This window comes from Pseudomonas sp. CAM1A (assembly GCF_047501685.1).
In the GTDB taxonomy this organism is placed as follows: domain Bacteria; phylum Pseudomonadota; class Gammaproteobacteria; order Pseudomonadales; family Pseudomonadaceae; genus Aquipseudomonas.
In genome coordinates this window covers 242,229-258,684 of the sequence record NZ_JBFNXP010000004.1, presented here as the reverse complement: position 1 = coordinate 258,684, position 16,456 = coordinate 242,229, and the positions used below count along the sequence as shown (strand labels likewise).

Annotated in this window: 17 protein-coding genes; 10 read left to right on the top strand and 7 right to left on the bottom strand. The window is 64.9% G+C overall.

Annotated features, from left to right (window positions below):
- The first annotated feature begins 179 nt into the window (after nucleotides 1-179).
- The 6 genes from ssuE to ABZO33_RS13985 all read left to right on the top strand — a co-directional run bounded on the left by ssuE (nucleotide 180) and on the right by ABZO33_RS13985 (nucleotide 4,910).
- Complete coding sequence (gene ssuE / locus ABZO33_RS14010) at nucleotides 180-773, top strand: NADPH-dependent FMN reductase (protein WP_046857521.1); 594 nt, start codon at nucleotides 180-182, stop codon at nucleotides 771-773.
- Nucleotides 774-868: 95 nt separating this feature from the next.
- A complete protein-coding gene (locus tag ABZO33_RS14005) occupies nucleotides 869-1,834 on the top strand; it encodes a sulfonate ABC transporter substrate-binding protein (protein WP_414536517.1) in 966 nt (321 codons plus the stop codon).
- A 60-nt stretch (nucleotides 1,835-1,894) separates the two neighbouring features.
- Complete coding sequence (gene ssuD, locus ABZO33_RS14000; protein WP_414536516.1) at nucleotides 1,895-3,043, top strand: FMNH2-dependent alkanesulfonate monooxygenase; 1,149 nt, start codon at nucleotides 1,895-1,897, stop codon at nucleotides 3,041-3,043.
- A gap of 11 nt (nucleotides 3,044-3,054) precedes the next feature.
- Nucleotides 3,055-3,852: an aliphatic sulfonate ABC transporter permease SsuC gene (gene ssuC, locus ABZO33_RS13995; protein ID WP_414536515.1), complete on the top strand. Its 798-nt coding sequence runs from the start codon at nucleotides 3,055-3,057 to the stop codon at nucleotides 3,850-3,852.
- Complete coding sequence (gene ssuB, locus ABZO33_RS13990; protein ID WP_414536514.1) at nucleotides 3,852-4,664, top strand: aliphatic sulfonates ABC transporter ATP-binding protein; 813 nt, start codon at nucleotides 3,852-3,854, stop codon at nucleotides 4,662-4,664. The genes ssuC and ssuB overlap by 1 nt, the downstream gene beginning before the upstream one ends.
- 30 nt (nucleotides 4,665-4,694) lie before the next feature.
- Nucleotides 4,695-4,910 carry a TOBE domain-containing protein gene (locus ABZO33_RS13985; RefSeq protein ID WP_008095172.1) on the top strand — a complete coding sequence of 72 codons (216 nt, stop codon included), beginning with the start codon at nucleotides 4,695-4,697 and terminating at the stop codon, nucleotides 4,908-4,910.
- Between the two features lie 113 nt (nucleotides 4,911-5,023).
- Here ABZO33_RS13985 and ABZO33_RS13980 read toward each other — a convergent pair whose 3' ends face one another.
- The 4 genes from ABZO33_RS13980 to ABZO33_RS13965 all read right to left on the bottom strand — a co-directional run bounded on the left by ABZO33_RS13980 (nucleotide 5,024) and on the right by ABZO33_RS13965 (nucleotide 10,176).
- Nucleotides 5,024-5,650, bottom strand: a complete 627-nt coding sequence (locus ABZO33_RS13980; RefSeq protein WP_414536513.1) for a TetR/AcrR family transcriptional regulator — start codon at nucleotides 5,648-5,650, stop codon at nucleotides 5,024-5,026.
- Nucleotides 5,650-7,227 carry a glutamate--cysteine ligase gene (gene gshA / locus ABZO33_RS13975; protein ID WP_414536512.1) on the bottom strand — a complete coding sequence of 526 codons (1,578 nt, stop codon included), beginning with the start codon at nucleotides 7,225-7,227 and terminating at the stop codon, nucleotides 5,650-5,652. Before gshA ends, ABZO33_RS13980 begins: the two co-directional genes overlap by 1 nt.
- 241 nt (nucleotides 7,228-7,468) lie before the next feature.
- Nucleotides 7,469-7,852, bottom strand: coding sequence for a PaaI family thioesterase (locus ABZO33_RS13970; RefSeq protein WP_414536511.1), 384 nt, complete (start codon nucleotides 7,850-7,852; stop codon nucleotides 7,469-7,471).
- Nucleotides 7,852-10,176 carry a Tex family protein gene (locus ABZO33_RS13965; RefSeq protein ID WP_414536510.1) on the bottom strand — a complete coding sequence of 775 codons (2,325 nt, stop codon included), beginning with the start codon at nucleotides 10,174-10,176 and terminating at the stop codon, nucleotides 7,852-7,854. Before ABZO33_RS13965 ends, ABZO33_RS13970 begins: the two co-directional genes overlap by 1 nt.
- A 229-nt stretch (nucleotides 10,177-10,405) precedes the next feature.
- Here ABZO33_RS13965 and ompR point away from each other — a divergent pair, with 229 nt between their 5' ends.
- Nucleotides 10,406-11,146 carry a two-component system response regulator OmpR gene (ompR, locus tag ABZO33_RS13960; protein ID WP_414536509.1) on the top strand — a complete coding sequence of 247 codons (741 nt, stop codon included), beginning with the start codon at nucleotides 10,406-10,408 and terminating at the stop codon, nucleotides 11,144-11,146.
- Nucleotides 11,147-11,240: 94 nt separating this feature from the next.
- Nucleotides 11,241-12,554, top strand: coding sequence for an ATP-binding protein (locus ABZO33_RS13955; protein WP_414536508.1), 1,314 nt, complete (start codon nucleotides 11,241-11,243; stop codon nucleotides 12,552-12,554).
- A 48-nt stretch (nucleotides 12,555-12,602) separates the two neighbouring features.
- On the opposite strand, the gene rimK is transcribed toward ABZO33_RS13955, so the two are convergent.
- Both rimK and ABZO33_RS13945 read right to left on the bottom strand, forming a co-directional pair.
- Nucleotides 12,603-13,508, bottom strand: coding sequence for a 30S ribosomal protein S6--L-glutamate ligase (rimK, locus tag ABZO33_RS13950; protein WP_046857513.1), 906 nt, complete (start codon nucleotides 13,506-13,508; stop codon nucleotides 12,603-12,605).
- Nucleotides 13,505-13,987 carry an ATP-dependent zinc protease gene (locus ABZO33_RS13945; protein ID WP_038707162.1) on the bottom strand — a complete coding sequence of 161 codons (483 nt, stop codon included), beginning with the start codon at nucleotides 13,985-13,987 and terminating at the stop codon, nucleotides 13,505-13,507. Before ABZO33_RS13945 ends, rimK begins: the two co-directional genes overlap by 4 nt.
- A gap of 109 nt (nucleotides 13,988-14,096) precedes the next feature.
- On the opposite strand from ABZO33_RS13945, the gene ABZO33_RS13940 reads away from it, so the two are divergent.
- Nucleotides 14,097-14,498: an RNA-binding S4 domain-containing protein gene (locus ABZO33_RS13940; protein WP_038707163.1), complete on the top strand. Its 402-nt coding sequence runs from the start codon at nucleotides 14,097-14,099 to the stop codon at nucleotides 14,496-14,498.
- Nucleotides 14,499-14,527: 29 nt separating this feature from the next.
- On the opposite strand, the gene ABZO33_RS13935 is transcribed toward ABZO33_RS13940, so the two are convergent.
- Entirely contained in the window at nucleotides 14,528-15,328 is an 801-nt protein-coding gene (locus ABZO33_RS13935; protein WP_414536507.1) for a phosphatase PAP2 family protein, read from the bottom strand.
- 108 nt (nucleotides 15,329-15,436) lie between these two features.
- Between ABZO33_RS13935 and hslO the strand changes: the two genes are divergently transcribed.
- Nucleotides 15,437-16,339 (top strand): Hsp33 family molecular chaperone HslO, encoded by a 903-nt coding sequence (hslO, locus tag ABZO33_RS13930; protein ID WP_414536506.1) that lies wholly within the window; start codon nucleotides 15,437-15,439, stop codon nucleotides 16,337-16,339.
- Nucleotides 16,340-16,456: the final 117 nt, after the last annotated feature.

Sequence of the window (16,456 nt, the reverse complement as noted above, 5' to 3'; positions counted from 1 at the left end):
TCGGGCCGTTTCGACGGCCCTTTTTTATTGCCTGGCTGCAGCAACTCTTAAATGCATAAATGGAATAAACAAATGAAAAAATATGATTTATAGGTATATGTGACGAGCTGTTAATGTCGTTACATCCAGCGGGGACAACCCCTCGCGGCCCTGCAATCGAATCGAAGGAAGCGCTTTCAATGCTGGTTGTCTCTGTCGGTGGTAGCCCCAGTCTTCGTTCACGCTCCGGCGTGCTGCTAGAGCGCTCGCGCGACTGGCTGCAGGAGCGGGGCGTCGAAGTGGTGACCTTCCAGGTGCGTGAGTTTCCCGCCGAAGATCTGCTGCATGCCCGTTTCGACAGCCCGCAGGTGCGCCACTTCAACGAACTTGTAGCCCAGGCCGACGGCCTGGTGGTGGCCACCCCGGTGTACAAGGCGTCCTTCGCCGGAGCCTTGAAGACCTTGCTCGACCTGCTGCCCGAGCGCGCCCTGGAACACAAGGTGGTGTTGCCGATCGCAACCGGTGGCAGCATCGCCCATATGCTGGCTGTGGACTACGCGCTCAAGCCCGTGCTGTCGGCCCTCAAGGCGCAGGAGACCCTGCAAGGGATCTTCGCCGACGACAGCCAGATTGCGTACGGTGAGGGCACCCGACCCGCGCAACTGGCCGCCGCCCTGGAGCAGCGCCTGCAGGACTCGCTGGAAACGTTCCACAGCGCCATGGCGCGCCGGCCTCAACCTGTCGCCCCCGGCGTGCTCAACGAACGCCTGATCAGTGCCCGCTGGAGTATCTGAACCAGGCTTTACCGCTCCATCGCTGTCCCCACCTTACTCGCCCGCCAACGAGGCAAGCAGGTGCTACCCGAACCCAACTCGCACAGGAGAGCGCCATGCGCACAGTCTTCTTGCGTCGTGGTCTGGTCGCCCTGTTCGCGGCGGCTGTGTCCTTCGGCGCCATCAGCCAAGCCCAGGCCGAGAGCCTGCGTATCGGTTACCAGAAATACGGCACCCTGGTGCTGCTCAAGGCCAAGGGCTCGCTGGAAAAGCGCCTGAAGGAACAGGGCATCGACGTGCAATGGACCGAGTTCCCCGGCGGTCCACAGCTGCTCGAAGGGCTCAACGTCGGCTCCATCGACTTCGGCGTGACCGGCGAAACGCCGCCGGTGTTTGCCCAGGCCGCGGGCGCCGATCTGCTCTACGTCGCCTATGAACCGCCAGCCCCGCACAGCGAGGCGATCCTGGTGCCGAAGGGGTCGACGATCCAGTCGGTGAAGGAACTCAAGGGCAAGAAAGTCGCCCTCAACAAGGGCTCCAACGTGCACTACCTGCTGGTGCGTGCCCTGGAGGACGCCGGCCTCAAATACACCGATATCCAGCCCGTCTACCTGCCCCCGGCCGATGCCCGCGCTGCCTTCGAGCGCGGCAGCGTCGACGCCTGGGTGATCTGGGACCCGTACCAGGCCGCCGCCGAGCAACAGCTGCAGGCACGCACCCTGCGTGACGGCAAGGACCTGGTCGACAACCACCAGTTCTACCTCGCCACCCGCAGTTATGCGACCCAGCATCCGGCGGTAATCAACACCCTGGTCGAAGAAGTGCGCGCCGTGGGCGAATGGTCCCAGGCCAACCCGCAGCAGGTCACCGACCAGGTTGCGCCGCTGCTCGGCCTGCCCGCCGACATCACCCTGACTTCGGTCAAGCGCCAAGGCTACGGCGCCGCGCCGCTGACCCCGGACGTGATCGCCGCGCAGCAGAAGATTGCCGACACCTTCCAGGCCCTGAAGCTGATTCCCAAGCCCTTGAGCATCAAGGACGTGATCTGGACACCCCCGGCCAAGGTCGCCAGCGCGCCTTGAACGTTTCGCCTGCGCCGGGGCGTCGCCCCGGCATGAGCCACCCTTGAGGAGACAACTCCAATGAGCCTGAACATCTTCTGGTTCCTCCCTACCCATGGTGACGGCAAGTACCTGGGCACCAGCGAAGGTGCCCGCGCCGTCGATCACGGCTACCTGAGCCAGATCGCCCAGGCCGCCGACCGCCTGGGCTTCGGCGGCGTGCTGATCCCCACCGGACGTTCCTGCGAGGACTCCTGGCTGGTGGCGGCGTCGCTGATCCCGGTGACCGAGCGCCTGAAGTTCCTGGTGGCCCTGCGCCCGGGGATCATCTCGCCGACCGTGGCTGCGCGTCAGGCCGCCACTCTGGATCGCCTGTCCAACGGCCGGGCGCTGTTCAACCTGGTGACCGGTGGCGATCCGGACGAACTGGCCGGTGATGGCCTGCACCTGAACCACCAGGAACGCTACGAGGCGTCGGTGGAATTCACCCGCATCTGGCGCAAGGTGCTGGAAGGCGAAACGGTCGATTACGACGGCAAGCACATCCAGGTCAAAGGCGCCAAGCTGCTCTACCCGCCGATCCAGCAGCCGCGCCCGCCGCTGTACTTCGGTGGTTCTTCCGAGGCCGCCCAGGACCTGGCCGCCGAGCAGGTCGAGCTGTACCTGACCTGGGGCGAACCGCCGGCGGCCGTCGCCGAGAAGATTGCCCAGGTACGCGAGAAGGCTGCGGCCCAAGGCCGTGAAGTGCGCTTCGGCATTCGCTTGCACGTGATTGTGCGGGAAACCAACGAGGAGGCCTGGGCCGCCGCCGACAGGCTCATCTCGCACCTGGACGACGACACCATCGCCCGTGCCCAGGCGTCGCTGGCGCGCTTCGACTCGGTCGGCCAGCAGCGCATGGCCGCCCTGCACGGTGGCAAGCGCGACAAGCTCGAAGTGGCCCCTAACCTGTGGGCCGGCGTCGGCCTGGTGCGCGGCGGCGCGGGTACCGCCCTGGTGGGCGATGGCCCGACGGTCGCGGCGCGGGTCAAGGAATACGCGGCCCTGGGCATCGACACCTTCATCTTCTCCGGTTATCCACACCTTGAGGAGTCGTACCGTGTCGCCGAGCTGCTGTTCCCGCATCTGGACGTGCAGCGCCCGGAACAGCCGACAACCGGCGGCTACGTGAGCCCGTTCGGTGAAATGGTCGCCAACGACATCCTGCCCAAATCCGTGTCGCAGAGCTGAGGGCCGGGGCCATGAGTCGTGCATCCACCACCACCTGGTCCAAGCGCCTGGCGCCCTGGGCCCTGCCGATTCTGCTGTTGGCGGTATGGCAGTTGGCGGTCAGCGCCGGCTGGCTGTCGACCCGCATTCTGCCGGCGCCGAGCGCGGTGGTCAGTGCCGGCGTCGAGCTGGTGCGCAGTGGCCAGATCTGGACCCACCTGGCCATCAGCGGCTGGCGTGCCGGCCTGGGCTTCTTGATCGGCGGCAGTCTCGGCCTGTTGCTCGGCTTCATCACCGGCCTGTCGAACTGGGGCGAGCGCCTGCTCGACAGTTCGGTGCAGATGATCCGAAATGTGCCGCATCTGGCGCTGATCCCGCTGGTGATCCTGTGGTTCGGCATCGACGAGTCGGCAAAGATTTTCCTGGTGGCCCTGGGGACGTTGTTCCCCATCTACCTGAACACCTATCACGGGATTCGCAACGTCGATCCGGCCCTGGTGGAGATGGCGCGCAGCTACGGGCTGTCGGGCTTCGCGCTGTTCCGCCAGGTGATCCTGCCGGGGGCGCTGCCGTCGATCCTGGTCGGCGTGCGCTTCGCCCTGGGCTTCATGTGGCTGACGCTGATCGTCGCCGAGACCATCTCGGCCAACTCGGGCATCGGCTATCTGGCGATGAATGCCCGCGAGTTCCTGCAGACCGACGTGGTGGTGCTGGCGATCGTCCTGTACGCGGTGCTCGGCAAGCTCGCCGACTTGGCCGCCCGTGGCCTGGAGCGTGTGTGGCTGCGTTGGCACCCGGCGTACCAGGTGGCGAAAAAGGAGGGCGTGTGATGACCGTGCTCAAGGAACAGCCACCACGCTTGCTGCGTGGCATCCCCCTGGCGGCCCGGGACCTGCGTCGTACGTTCGGCCAGCGCGAAGTGCTGCGCGGGATCGACCTGCACATTCCGGCCGGCCAGTTCGTCGCCATCGTCGGTCGCAGCGGCTGCGGCAAGAGCACCTTGCTGCGCCTGCTGGCCGGGCTTGACCAACCCAGCGACGGCCAGCTGCTGGCGGGGGCCGCGCCGTTGTCCGCGGCTCGCGAGGACACTCGCCTGATGTTCCAGGACGCGCGTCTGCTGCCCTGGAAGAAGGTGATCGACAACGTAGGCCTGGGCCTGTTCGGCAACTGGCGGCCCCGCGCCCTGGAGGCATTGGAGGCGGTCGGCCTGGTCGACCGCGCCAATGAGTGGCCGGCGGCCTTGTCCGGTGGCCAGAAACAGCGGGTGGCTTTGGCCCGGGCGCTCATTCATCAGCCGCGCCTGCTGCTGCTGGACGAGCCACTGGGCGCGCTGGATGCCCTGACCCGTATCGAAATGCAGCAATTGATCGAGCGCCTGTGGCGCCAGCACGGTTTCACCGTGCTGCTGGTCACCCACGACGTCAGCGAAGCCGTCGCCGTGGCCGACCGGGTGATCCTGATCGAAGACGGCGCCGTCGGCCTGGACCTGGTCGTCGACCTGCCACGGCCACGGGTGCGGGGTTCGCACCGCCTGGCGGCGCTGGAAAGCGAAGTGCTCAACCGTGTTCTGTCCGTTCCGGGCACCCCGCCCGAGCCGGAGCCTGTAGCCCCACTGCCCACGCAATTGCGTTGGGCTCATTGAATCCTCGAAGCCGCAAAAAGGAATGACGCCATGACCATCAAAGCCATCAACGTTCGCAACCAGTTCAAAGGCACCGTGAAGGAAATCCTCGAAGGCCCGGTACTCTCGGAAATCGACGTGCAGACCGCCTCTGGCATTGTCACTTCGGTGATTACCACCCGTTCCGTGAAGGAGCTGGAGCTGCAGGTGGGCAGCGAGGTGATCGCCTTCGTGAAGTCGACCGAGGTGTCCATCGCCAAACTCTGATTTCCGGTGTCTTGCGAAGCGTGGGAGCGGGCTTGCCCCGCGATGGCGTCAGTCGACACATCTACGTGGCCTGACTTGACGCTATCGCGGGGCAAGCCCGCTCCCACGCGGTATTAGCGCTTGGCCAGATAAGGCGGCAGATACAGCCCCAGATACGCCTCGAAAACGCGCATCCCTTCCTCCGCCATGCGTGGCGTGATTGCTTCATGCAGCTGCATCGAGCGGGCATACACCCGATCGCTCAGCTCCATCGCCAACGCGAACACATCCACATCCCGAGGCATCGCCGGCAGCTGGAAATACCGGTCGAACAGCCTGTGCATCAGCTCGCCCAGCTCCAGGTCATGCTGACGATCAGCCTGCACCACTTCACTCAGGCCATGCTGGGCCAGGATCAGCTGCCGCGCTGCGGCATCTTCGTTGTAGATGTCGAGCATGCGTTGCTCGATCAGCCGCGACAGTTGCGGCCAGGTACTGAATGCGCTGTTGTCGATGGGCGCGCTCAGGGCTTCGCGAAACGCCCGATGCACGTCGGCGGTCAGCGCCTCCAGCAAGGCCGGCACGCTGGCGAAGAAGTGATACACCGACGATGGCGGGATCTGCGCCCGTTCGGCCACGCTGTAGATCGACAACCCCGCCACCCCTTGCCCAGCCAGCAGCTCGCGGGCCGCGGCCAGGATCGCTTCAATCCTGGCCTGGCTGCTGGCGCGTGGCTTGCGTGGGGTGGCGGTGCGGTTCATCAGTTGCTGATTGCCAGGATGCTGGCCTGGTAGGCACCGACGAACAGGTCGAAGTCTCCGACCTCTTCCTGTTCCAGCTCGGACTGCTTGGCGATTGACTCGCGAGCAAGGGTTTCGAAGGCCTGTTGCTGCGCGCTGCTCAATGGCTGCTCGCGGAAGCTCTCGGCGTGCAGGCGGCTCTGGCGCAGGGAGAACTGGACGAAGGTCTCGTCATGCTCGGTCATGCGCGCCAGCACCTGGGCCGATGGTGTCAGCTCGGGGTCGTCGACCTTGGCCTGCTGTGCTTCCAGGGCCTTGGCGTGGTCATTGCCACCCTGGGCACGGTCGAGCAGCCCGGCCAGATGGCCGATCCGCTCGATCAGCTCGCTTGCCCATTGCTTGAGCGCGACCGGCTGCCCGTCACGGCGCAGTTCCAGGCCCGGGCGCCGACCCTCCTTGACCACGGTGAGGAAGTTGTCGGTGCACTGGCCGCATTCGCCGTTGTCCAGCGGTGGGCTCTCTTCGAGGGCGCAGAACAGCAGGAACGCGTCGAGGAAGCGCGCCTCGGTCAAGTCGATACCCACTGGCAGGAACGGGTTGATGTCCAGGCAGCGCACTTCCACGTATTGCACGCCACGGGAGGTCAGGGCCTGGATCGGCCGCTCGCCGGTGTAAGTGACGCGCTTGGGGCGGATGTTCGAGTAGTACTCGTTCTCGATCTGCAGGATGTTGGTGTTCAACTGCACCCACTCGCCATCGACGTGCGTGCCGACCTCGACATAGGGCGGGTAGGGCGTGCCCACGGCCTTGCGCAGGCTGTCGGTGTAGCTGGCCAGGTTGTTGTAGCAGGGCGTCAGGCCCGCCTGGGCGTTGCTCTGGTAGCCCAGATCGCTCATGCGCAGGCTGGTGGCGTAGGGCAGGTACAGTGTTTCGGCGTCGAGCTCTTCGAGTTGGTGCGGGCGGCCGCGCAGGAAGCCCTTGTCCAGTGCGGGGGACGCGCCGAACAGGTACATCAGCAGCCAGCTGTAGCGGCGGAAGTTGCGGATCAGCGCGATATAGGCCGAAGACTGATAGTCGCGGTCGTCCTGCTCGCCGCCTTCGGCGTTGCGCAGCAACGGCCACAGCGCCTCGGGCAGCGAGAAGTTGTAGTGGATGCCGGCGATGCACTGCATGGTGCGGCCGTAACGCAGGGCCAGGCCCTTGCGATAGACGTGCTTGAGCTTGCCGATGTTCGAGCTGCCGTACTCGGCGATAGGGATGTCTTCCTCGGCCGGCAGCGCGCAGGGCATCGACGGGCTCCACAGGTATTCGTCGCCCAGCTTGGTGTAGACGAAGCGGTGGATCTGGTCGAGGCTCTCGAGCACCTTGGCCGGGTCGGCCAGGGCCGGGGTGATGAACTCCAGCAGCGACTCGGAATAGTCGGTGGTGATCTGCTCGTTGGTCAGCGCCGAACCCAGGGCTTCGGGGTGCGGGGTCTGGGCCAGGCGACCTTGGTCGGTCACGCGCAGGCATTCGCGCTCAATGCCGTGCAGGCACTGCTTGAGCAGGTCGATATTGTCGCCGAGCAGGCTCAGGCGGCGGTTGAGGAGGTCGCTCAAGATGGATTCCTTCACGCGTCAGTCGCCCCAATATGGGGGTAGGGATGACGGTCTACAAGGGTAGTTGGGAAAGGAACTGGCGTTGTCGCCTGGTTTACGCGGTTCCGTCGCTGGCCTGTATGCGTCTGGTCGCGGGGCAAGCCCGCTCCCACGAACCATGGAGACGCTCGTGGGAGCGGGCTTTCCCCGCGATCAGGTGTACAGCATTACGCCGAAAATACCGCAGATGGGGGCCTGTCAGCTAGAGAACCGCGAAGGTTCCCTGCGCCTTGGCCACCAGCTTGTCGTCCTGAAGCACGTCGGCGTCGACCACCAGCGTGCGCCGCCCTGCGTGCAGCACCCGGGCGGTGCACAGCACCTCGCCCTCGCTGACGGCGCGCATGTAGTTGATCTTGCACTCGATGGTCACGCTCTGCTGGTCGAAGCCATGGCTGGCCGAGCAGGCCAGGCCCATGGCGATGTCCACCAGGCTGAAGATCGCCCCGCCGTGCAGCTTCTGGCCGCGGTTACGCAGGTGCGGCTCGAGTGCCAGGGCTACCTCGGCAACGCCTGTGTCCAGGCGTTGCAGGCGGCAGCCGAGGAGCTGGCTGAAGGCGCTTTCGACGTACTCCTTCGGTACTTCCATCACTTCTTCTTCAGTTGCTTGGCGTTAGCGAACAGCGATGCCATGGCGTTGTTGGCCGGTGCGGCGGCGGTAGTCTCGCGCTGGCGCGGCGCCTGCTGCTGGCGGTTGCCTCCATTGCCACGGTTACCGCCACGGTTGCCCTCGACCTTCTCGCCCGGGGTGTCGCTCATGCGCATGGACAGGCCAACGCGCTTGCGCGGGATGTCCACTTCCATGACCTTGACCTTGACCACGTCGCCGGCCTTGACCGCCTCACGCGGGTCCTTGACGAACTTCTCGGACAGCGCCGAGATGTGCACCAGGCCGTCCTGGTGCACGCCGATGTCGACGAAGGCGCCGAAGTTGGTGACGTTGGTCACCACGCCTTCGAGGATCATGCCCGGCTCCAGGTCCTTGAGGTCTTCGACGCCGTCCTGGAAGGTGGCGGTCTTGAACTCCGGACGCGGGTCGCGGCCCGGCTTGTCCAGCTCTTGCAGGATGTCGGTGACGGTCGGCAGGCCGAAGGACTCGTCGGTGAATTTCTTCGGGTCCAGGCGCTTGAGGAAGCCGCTGTCGCCGATCAGCGAGCGGATGTCGCGGTCGGTGTCGGCGGCGATGCGCTGCACCAGTGGGTAGGCTTCCGGGTGCACCGCCGAGGCATCCAGCGGGTTGTCGCCGTTCATCACGCGCAGGAAGCCGGCAGCCTGCTCGAAGGTCTTCTCGCCCAGGCGGCTGACCTTTTTCAGCGCGGCGCGGGTGGCGAACGGGCCGTTGGCGTCGCGGTGGCTGACGATGTTCTGCGCCAGGGTCGCGTTGAGGCCGGAGATGCGCGTCAGCAGCGCCACCGAGGCGGTGTTGACGTCCACGCCCACGGCGTTCACGCAGTCCTCGACCACGGCGTCCAGGCCACGGGCCAGCTTCACCTGCGACACGTCGTGCTGGTACTGGCCGACACCGATGGATTTCGGGTCGATCTTCACCAGTTCGGCCAACGGGTCCTGCAGGCGGCGGGCGATGGACACGGCACCGCGGATCGACACGTCCAGGTCCGGGAACTCGCGGGCTGCCAGCTCCGAGGCCGAGTACACCGAAGCACCGGCCTCGGAGACCATGATCTTGGTGATTTTCAGGGCCGGGTATTTCTTCACCAGCTCGGCCACCAGCTTGTCGCTTTCGCGGCTGGCGGTGCCGTTGCCGATCGCGATCAGCTCCACCGAGTGCTTGGCGCACAGCGCGGCCATGACGGAAATGGTGCGATCCCAGTCATTCTTCGGCGCGTGCGGGTAGACCGTGGTGTAGTCCAGCAGCTTACCGGTGGCATCGACCACGGCGATCTTGCAGCCGGTACGCAGGCCCGGGTCGAAGCCAAGCGTTGCGCGCGGGCCGGCCGGGGCGGCCAGCAGCAGGTCGTGCAGGTTGTGGGCGAAGACATTGATCGCCTCGCCTTCGGCGTTTTCGCGCAGCTCGCCGAACAGGTCGGTTTCCAGGTGGGTGTAGAGCTTGACCTTCCAGGTCCAGCGCACCACCTCGCCCAGCCACTTGTCGGCCGGGCGGTTGCGGTTCTCGATGCCGACATGGTTGCCGATCATCACCTCGCACGGGTGCAGGGTGCCCGGCAGTTCTTCGCCAACTTTCAGCGAGGCGCTCAGCACGCCTTCGTTGCGTCCGCGGAAGATCGCCAGGGCGCGGTGCGACGGTGCGCTGCGCAGCAGTTCGTCGTGGGCGAAGTAGTCGCGGAACTTGGCGCCTTCGTCTTCCTTGCCGGCGACCACGCGGGCGGTGAGTACCGCTTCCTGCTTGAGGAAACTGCGCAGCTTGTCCAGCAGGCCGGCGTCTTCGGCGAAGCGCTCCATCAGGATGTACTTGGCGCCTTCCAGGGCGGCCTTGACGTCGGCCACGCCCTTGTCCGCGTCGACGAAGCGCGCGGCTTCGGCTTCCGGGTTCAGTTGCGGGTCATTGAACAGGCCGTCGGCCAGCTCACCCAGGCCGGCTTCCAGGGCGATCTGGCCCTTGGTGCGGCGCTTCTGCTTGTACGGCAGGTAGAGGTCTTCGAGGCGGGTCTTGGTATCGGCCAGCTTGATCTCGCGCGCGAGTTCCGGGGTCAGCTTGCCCTGCTCATCGATGCTGGCCAGGATGCTGGCGCGGCGCTCGTCGAGCTCGCGCAGGTAGCGCAGGCGCTCTTCCAGGTGGCGCAGTTGGGTGTCATCCAGGCTGCCGGTCACTTCCTTGCGGTAACGGGCGATGAAGGGCACGGTCGATCCTTCGTCCAACAGGCCCACGGCCGCTTCGACCTGCTGTGGGCGCACGCCCAGTTCCTCGGCGATACGGCTGTTGATGCTGTCCATGAAAACCACCTGACAAATAGTGAATGCAAGGCCGCGGGTGGGCGTTGAGCCCCGGCGACACTGGGTGAAAGCCGCGCATTATACCCATCGGGCCGGGCTTGCGGTGATGGCGCGGCGCCAGTCGTCGATGGGGCGGCAGTGGCACGGCGGGAAAAATCTGCTAACAATGCACACGGCACGCGCGGCAATGGCTACGCCATAATGCGCGGCGATATCAGAGGAGTAATTCATGACCAGCACCGCAAACGCCGTAGAAGGCGACAAGATTCTCATCGTCGACGACGACCCGGGCCTGAGCAGCCTGCTGGACCGTTTCTTCACCAGCAAGGGCTTCCGTGTGCGCACCGTGCCCAACGTCGAACAGATGGATCGCCTGCTGGCACGTGAAGTGTTCAACCTGGTGGTGCTCGACCTGATGCTGCCTGGCGAGGACGGCCTGTCCGCGTGCAAGCGCCTGCGCGCCTCGAACAATCAGATCCCGATCATCATGCTTACCGCCAAGGGCGACGAGCTCAGCCGTATCAAGGGGCTCGAGCTTGGCGCCGACGACTACCTGGCCAAGCCGTTCAACCCAGATGAGCTGGTGGCCCGGGTCAAGGCCGTGCTGCGCCGCCAATCCCCAGCCGTGCCAGGCGCGCCGGGCAGCGAGGAAGAGACCGTTACCTTCGGCGACTACGAATTGTCGCTGGCCACCCGCGAGCTCAAGCGCGGTGAAGAAACGCACATGCTCACCACCGGCGAGTTCGCCGTGCTCAAGGCCCTGGTGATGCATGCTCGCGAGCCGCTGACCCGCGACAAACTGATGAACCTGGCCCGTGGCCGTGAGTGGGACGCCCTGGAACGCTCCATCGACGTGCAGATTTCGCGCCTGCGCCGGATGATCGAGCCCGATCCGTCCAAGCCACGCTACATTCAGACCGTATGGGGTGTGGGCTACGTCTTCGTGCCGGACGGAAACGCCGGCAAATGAGCCTGCCGGCTCGTCAGGGTGCAGCAGGGCGGCTCATGCGAGCCGCCCTGTTTTCGTCTATGGCGCCCGGCCTTTTCAGCAAAGTAGTCGATCGATGAAAACGCCTCTCTGGTTCCCGCAAAGCTTCTTCGCCCGCACCCTCTGGCTGGTGCTGATCGTGGTGCTGTTCTCCAAGGCATTGACGCTCGTGTACCTGCTGATGAACGAGGACGTGCTGGTCGACCGCCAATACAGCCACGGCGTGGCCCTGACGTTGCGCGCCTACTGGGCCGCGGATGAAGAGAACCGCGACCAGATTGCCGAGGCCGCAGGCCTGATCCGTGTGACCGGCGCCGGCGTGCCGGAAGGCGAGCAGCACTGGCCCTACAGCGAGATCTACCAGCGCCAGATGCAGGCCGAGCTGGGCGAGGACACCGAGGTGCGGTTGCGCATCCACGCACCGCCCGCGCTGTGGGTCAATGCTCCGAGCCTGGGCCCTGGCTGGCTCAAGGTGCCGCTGTATCCGCACCCGCTGCGTGGGCAGAAGATCTGGAATGTGCTCGGCTGGTTCCTCGCCATCGGCCTGTTGTCCACCGCGTCGGCCTGGATCTTCGTGCGCCAGCTCAACCAGCCGCTCAAGCGCCTGGTGTTCGCCGCCCGCCAGCTGGGCCAGGGGCGCAGTGTGCGCCTGCCGATCAGCGACACCCCCAGCGAAATGACCGAGGTGTACCGGGCGTTCAACCAGATGGCCGAGGATGTCGAGCAAGCCGGGCGTGAGCGCGAGCTGATGCTGGCGGGGGTGTCCCACGACCTGCGCACACCGCTGACGCGCTTGCGCCTGTCACTGTCACTGATGGACAGCGACAGCGATCTCAGCGACGACATGGTCCGCGATATCGAGGACATGGATGCGATTCTTGACCAGTTCCTGGCGTTCATTCGCGACGGGCGCGACGAACCGGTGGAAGAGGTCGACCTCAACGACCTGATCTACGAAGTAGTGGGCCCCTACAACCAGCACAAGGAGCAAGTGCGCCTGTGCCTGGAGCCGATTCCGCCGTTCCCGCTGCGCCGGGTGTCGCTCAAGCGCATGCTCGGCAACCTGATCGGCAACGCCCTGCATCACGCCGGCAAGGGGGTTGAGGTAGCGGCCTATGTGTCGGGTGACCAGAGTGCGCCCTATGTGGTGCTCAGCGTGCTGGATCGGGGGGCGGGGATCGATGAGTCGGAGCTTGAGACCATCTTCAACCCGTTCATCCGTGGCGACCGGGCGCGAGGCGGCAAGGGCACCGGGCTGGGGTTGGCGATCGTCAAACGGATCGCCGCGCAGCATGGCGGCAATGTCGAATTGCGCAACCGCTCCGGTGGCGGGATCGAGGCGCGGGTGCGGTTGCCGCTGGGGCTGTTGCTGCCGCGTAACGCTGTGTGAACGCATCGCGGGGCACGTCGGTCAACCCGACCTGCCCCGCGCTTGGTTTCAGCCCTTGCCCTTGGTCCGCGTCTGGTTCGGCCCGCTGTTCTTTTCCAGGTGCTCGATGATCATCCCGGCCACATCCTTGCCGGTAGTCACCTCGATCCCCTCCAGGCCTGGCGATGAGTTCACCTCCATCACCAGTGGCCCATGGTTCGAGCGCAGGATATCCACACCCGCCACGCTCAGCCCCATCACCTTCGCCGCGCGAATTGCGGTCATGCGCTCTTCGGGGGTGATCTTGATCAGGCTGGCCACACCCCCGCGATGCAGGTTGGAGCGGAACTCGCCTGGCTTGGCCTGGCGCTTCATCGAGGCGATCACCTTGTCGCCGACCACGAAGCAGCGGATATCGGCGCCGCCAGCCTCCTTGATGTACTCCTGGACCATGATGTTCTGCTTCAGGCCCATGAACGCCTCGATCACCGACTCGGCGGCCTTGGTGGTCTCGCACAGCACCACGCCGATGCCCTGGGTGCCTTCCAGTACCTTGATCACCAGCGGCGCGCCGTTGACCATCTGGATCAGGTCGGGGATGTCGTCCGGCGAGTGGGCGAAGCCGGTGACCGGCAGGCCGATACCGCGCCGCGACAGCAGTTGCAGCGAGCGCAGCTTGTCCCGCGAGCGGGCGATGGCCACCGATTCGTTGAGCGGGTACACGCCCATCATCTCGAACTGGCGCAGCACCGCGCAGCCATAGAAGGTGACCGAGGCGCCGATGCGCGGTATGACCGCGTCGAAGCCCTCCAGGGGTTTGCCGCGGTAATGGATCTGCGGCTTGTGGCTGGCAATGTTCATGTAGGCCCGAAGCGTGTCGATCACCACCACTTCGTGGCCCCGCTGGGTACCGGCCTCGACCAGGCGGCGGGTGGAATACAGACGCGGATTGCGCGACAGCACAGCGATCTTCATGCAGCACCTGTGACAGGGGAAAGGGTGGCCGCGAAGGCCGGTTTGTCCTGAACGTACTTGAGGCCGGGGTTGACCACCAGCTGGCCATGGATGAGCGCCTTCGAACCAAGCAACAGCCGATAGCGCATGCTTTTGCGGCAGGCCAGGGTGAATTCGACCTCCCAGACCCGGTCACCGAGCGCCAGCGGCGTGCGTATCACGTAACGGGTCTGGGCATGGCCATTGGAGCTCTTGATCGTCTTCATGGTCACCATGGGCGCTTCGCAGCGCCGGTGGCGCAGTTGCACCACCGAACCCAGGTGGGCGGTGAAGCGTACCCATTGCTGGCCATCGCGCTCGAACGGCTCGACCTCCGTGGCATGCAGGCTGGAGGTGCTGGCGCCGGTGTCGATCTTGGCGCGCAGGCCGGCGACACCGAGGCCGGGCAGGGCGACCCACTCGCGCAGGCCGATCACAGTCAGGTGGTCAAATGTCTTCACTAAGCGTGCCCTGCGGATAAGGAGGTGAACTGTAATGACGGCACGGACTTTTTGCATCTGTCAGTCACGGTAGTACAGTTCCGTGAAAGACAGAATTCGAGGAAAAACCATGGCACAAAAGCCTGAAGACGACGACAAGGTACGCCTGGACAAGTGGCTGTGGGCAGCGCGCTTCTACAAGACCCGCGCATTGGCCAAGGCGGCCATTGAAAGTGGCAAGGTGCACTGCCGGGGCGAGCGCTGCAAGCCGGGCAAGGAGCCACGGGTGGGCGATGAGTTCGTGCTGCGCACCGGTTTCGACGAGCGCACCGTGGTGGTCAGGGCGTTGTCGGTGGTGCGCCGTGGCGCGCCCGAAGCGCAGACGTTGTACGAGGAAACCGCCGAGAGTGTGAAGCGCCGCGAGCAGGCCGCTGAAATGCGCAAGGCGGGGGCGATGGGCGTGACCACCGACGGGCGGCCGACCAAGAAGCAGCGCCGGCAGATTCACCAGTTGCACGGCAGTTTCGAGTGACGAGGGCCGCATAGCGGCCCCGTGAACGATCAGGCGGCGCGAATCACGCTCATCCGCCCGATCAACGGCAACTTGCCCAGCAGGTCGAACAGCGGTGCCGTCCAGCGCAGCAGCGCTGCGCTGCCTTTGGCCGCCAGCGGCGTGTAGCAGCTCCAGCCCAACGCCAGCACCGCCATCAGCAAGCCACCGATGTAGTCATCCTGCCCCCAGTGGGCACCGGCGACCAGGCGCGGCAGCATGAACAGCAGGGCCAGCCCCCACACCAGCAAGTACTGCAGCGGGCGACGGCTGAACAGGCTCATGAACAGTGCCCAGACCAGCAGCACCGAGGCGTGATCCCCCGGGAAACTCTTGCTCGAGCGGTCCTTGAGCTCCCAGGCCGCCTCCAGGTTCGGGTAGTAGTCACTGAGGTGCACCACGTCGTCGAACATCATCGACGGGCTCTTGTGTTGCCACCCGGCTGCATCCACCCACTTGGAAAACAGCGCGCGAATCACCACTAAGAGGAGTAGCGTGACCAGAAAGCCGAAAAAGGCCTGGCGGACCTGGGCTGCCTTGAACACCCAGTCACCGCGGATAAGCACTGCCAGAAGGATCAAACCGACGACGATGTCGAACGGGCGCAGGCTGCCGACGGTCCAGATGTAGCGCCAGGTGGTGTTGTCGGCCAGCGGCGCATTCAGGCTGTGGAACAGCCACTCGTCGAATGTCAGGCAAAGGATCTGGCCAACGGGCCATAACCAGAAACACAGTAGTGCGATGGGCAGCAGGGTGCAGGCTGCCAAAGGTCCCCAGGACCACCTTGCTTGGAACAGTGGTCGATTGTCCATAAAATACCTCGATATCCAGCAGGAAGTGAGCGCCTTGTGAGCGCTCTGCGACGGACCTTGCGGTCTCCTGTAATTATTTTGTAATCATTTTTAGAAAGCCAGACAACCATGAGCGACTTGCCAGATACCGATTTCACCCAACGCTTCCTGTTCGACGACCGCGATGTGCGCGGCGAGATGGTCGCGCTGGAACGCAGCTACGCCGAGGTGCTGGCCAAGCACGACTACCCGCAGCCGGTAAAGCATCTGCTCGGTGAACTGATGGCCGCCGCCGCGCTGCTGGTGGGTACCCTGAAATTCGATGGCCTGCTGGTGCTCCAGGCGCAGTCCCAGGGCCCGGTGCCGCTGCTGGCCATCGAATACACCAGCGAGCACGACATCCGTGGCCTGGCGCGCTATGACGCCGAGCAGATCAAGGCAGATGCCAATCTGGCCGACCTGATGCCGGGCGGTCACCTGGTGCTGACCATCATTCCGGTCAATGGCCAGCGTTACCAGGGCACTGTCGAGCTGGACGGCAAGGACCTGTCGGAGTGCTTCACCAACTACTTCGTCATGTCGCAGCAGGTGAACACCTGCATCTCCCTGACCGCCGATGGCACCCGCGCCCGTGGCCTGCTGGTGCAGCAGCTGCCCGCCGAGATCCACAAGGACAGCGAGGAGCGCGAGGAAAGCTGGGCCCACGTCAAGGCCCTGGCCAACACCGTGAAGATCGAGGAACTGCTCGGCCTGGACAACGAAACCGTGCTGCACCGCCTGTACCACGAGGACGCGGTTCGCCTGTTCGATATCCAGCCGCTACGCTTCCGCTGCAGCTGCTCGCGCGAGCGCTCCGGCAACGCCCTGGTCAGCCTCGGCGAGCAGGACGCCAATGCGCTGGTGGCCGAATGTGGCGGCCAGGTCGAGATCGATTGCCAGTTCTGCAACGAGCGTTATGTGTTCGACGCGAGCGATGTTGCGCAATTGTTTGCTGGCGGTGGCACCGAGGCGCCATCAGAAACTCAGCACTGAAACGGTTCACTACAGGAAATACTCCTGTCGAATTGCGCAAAAGCGCAGTTCTGACAGGAGGGGCCTACTTTTTTTGGGCTTTTCTGGCATAATCCGGCCACTTTTTTCGCTGTAGTA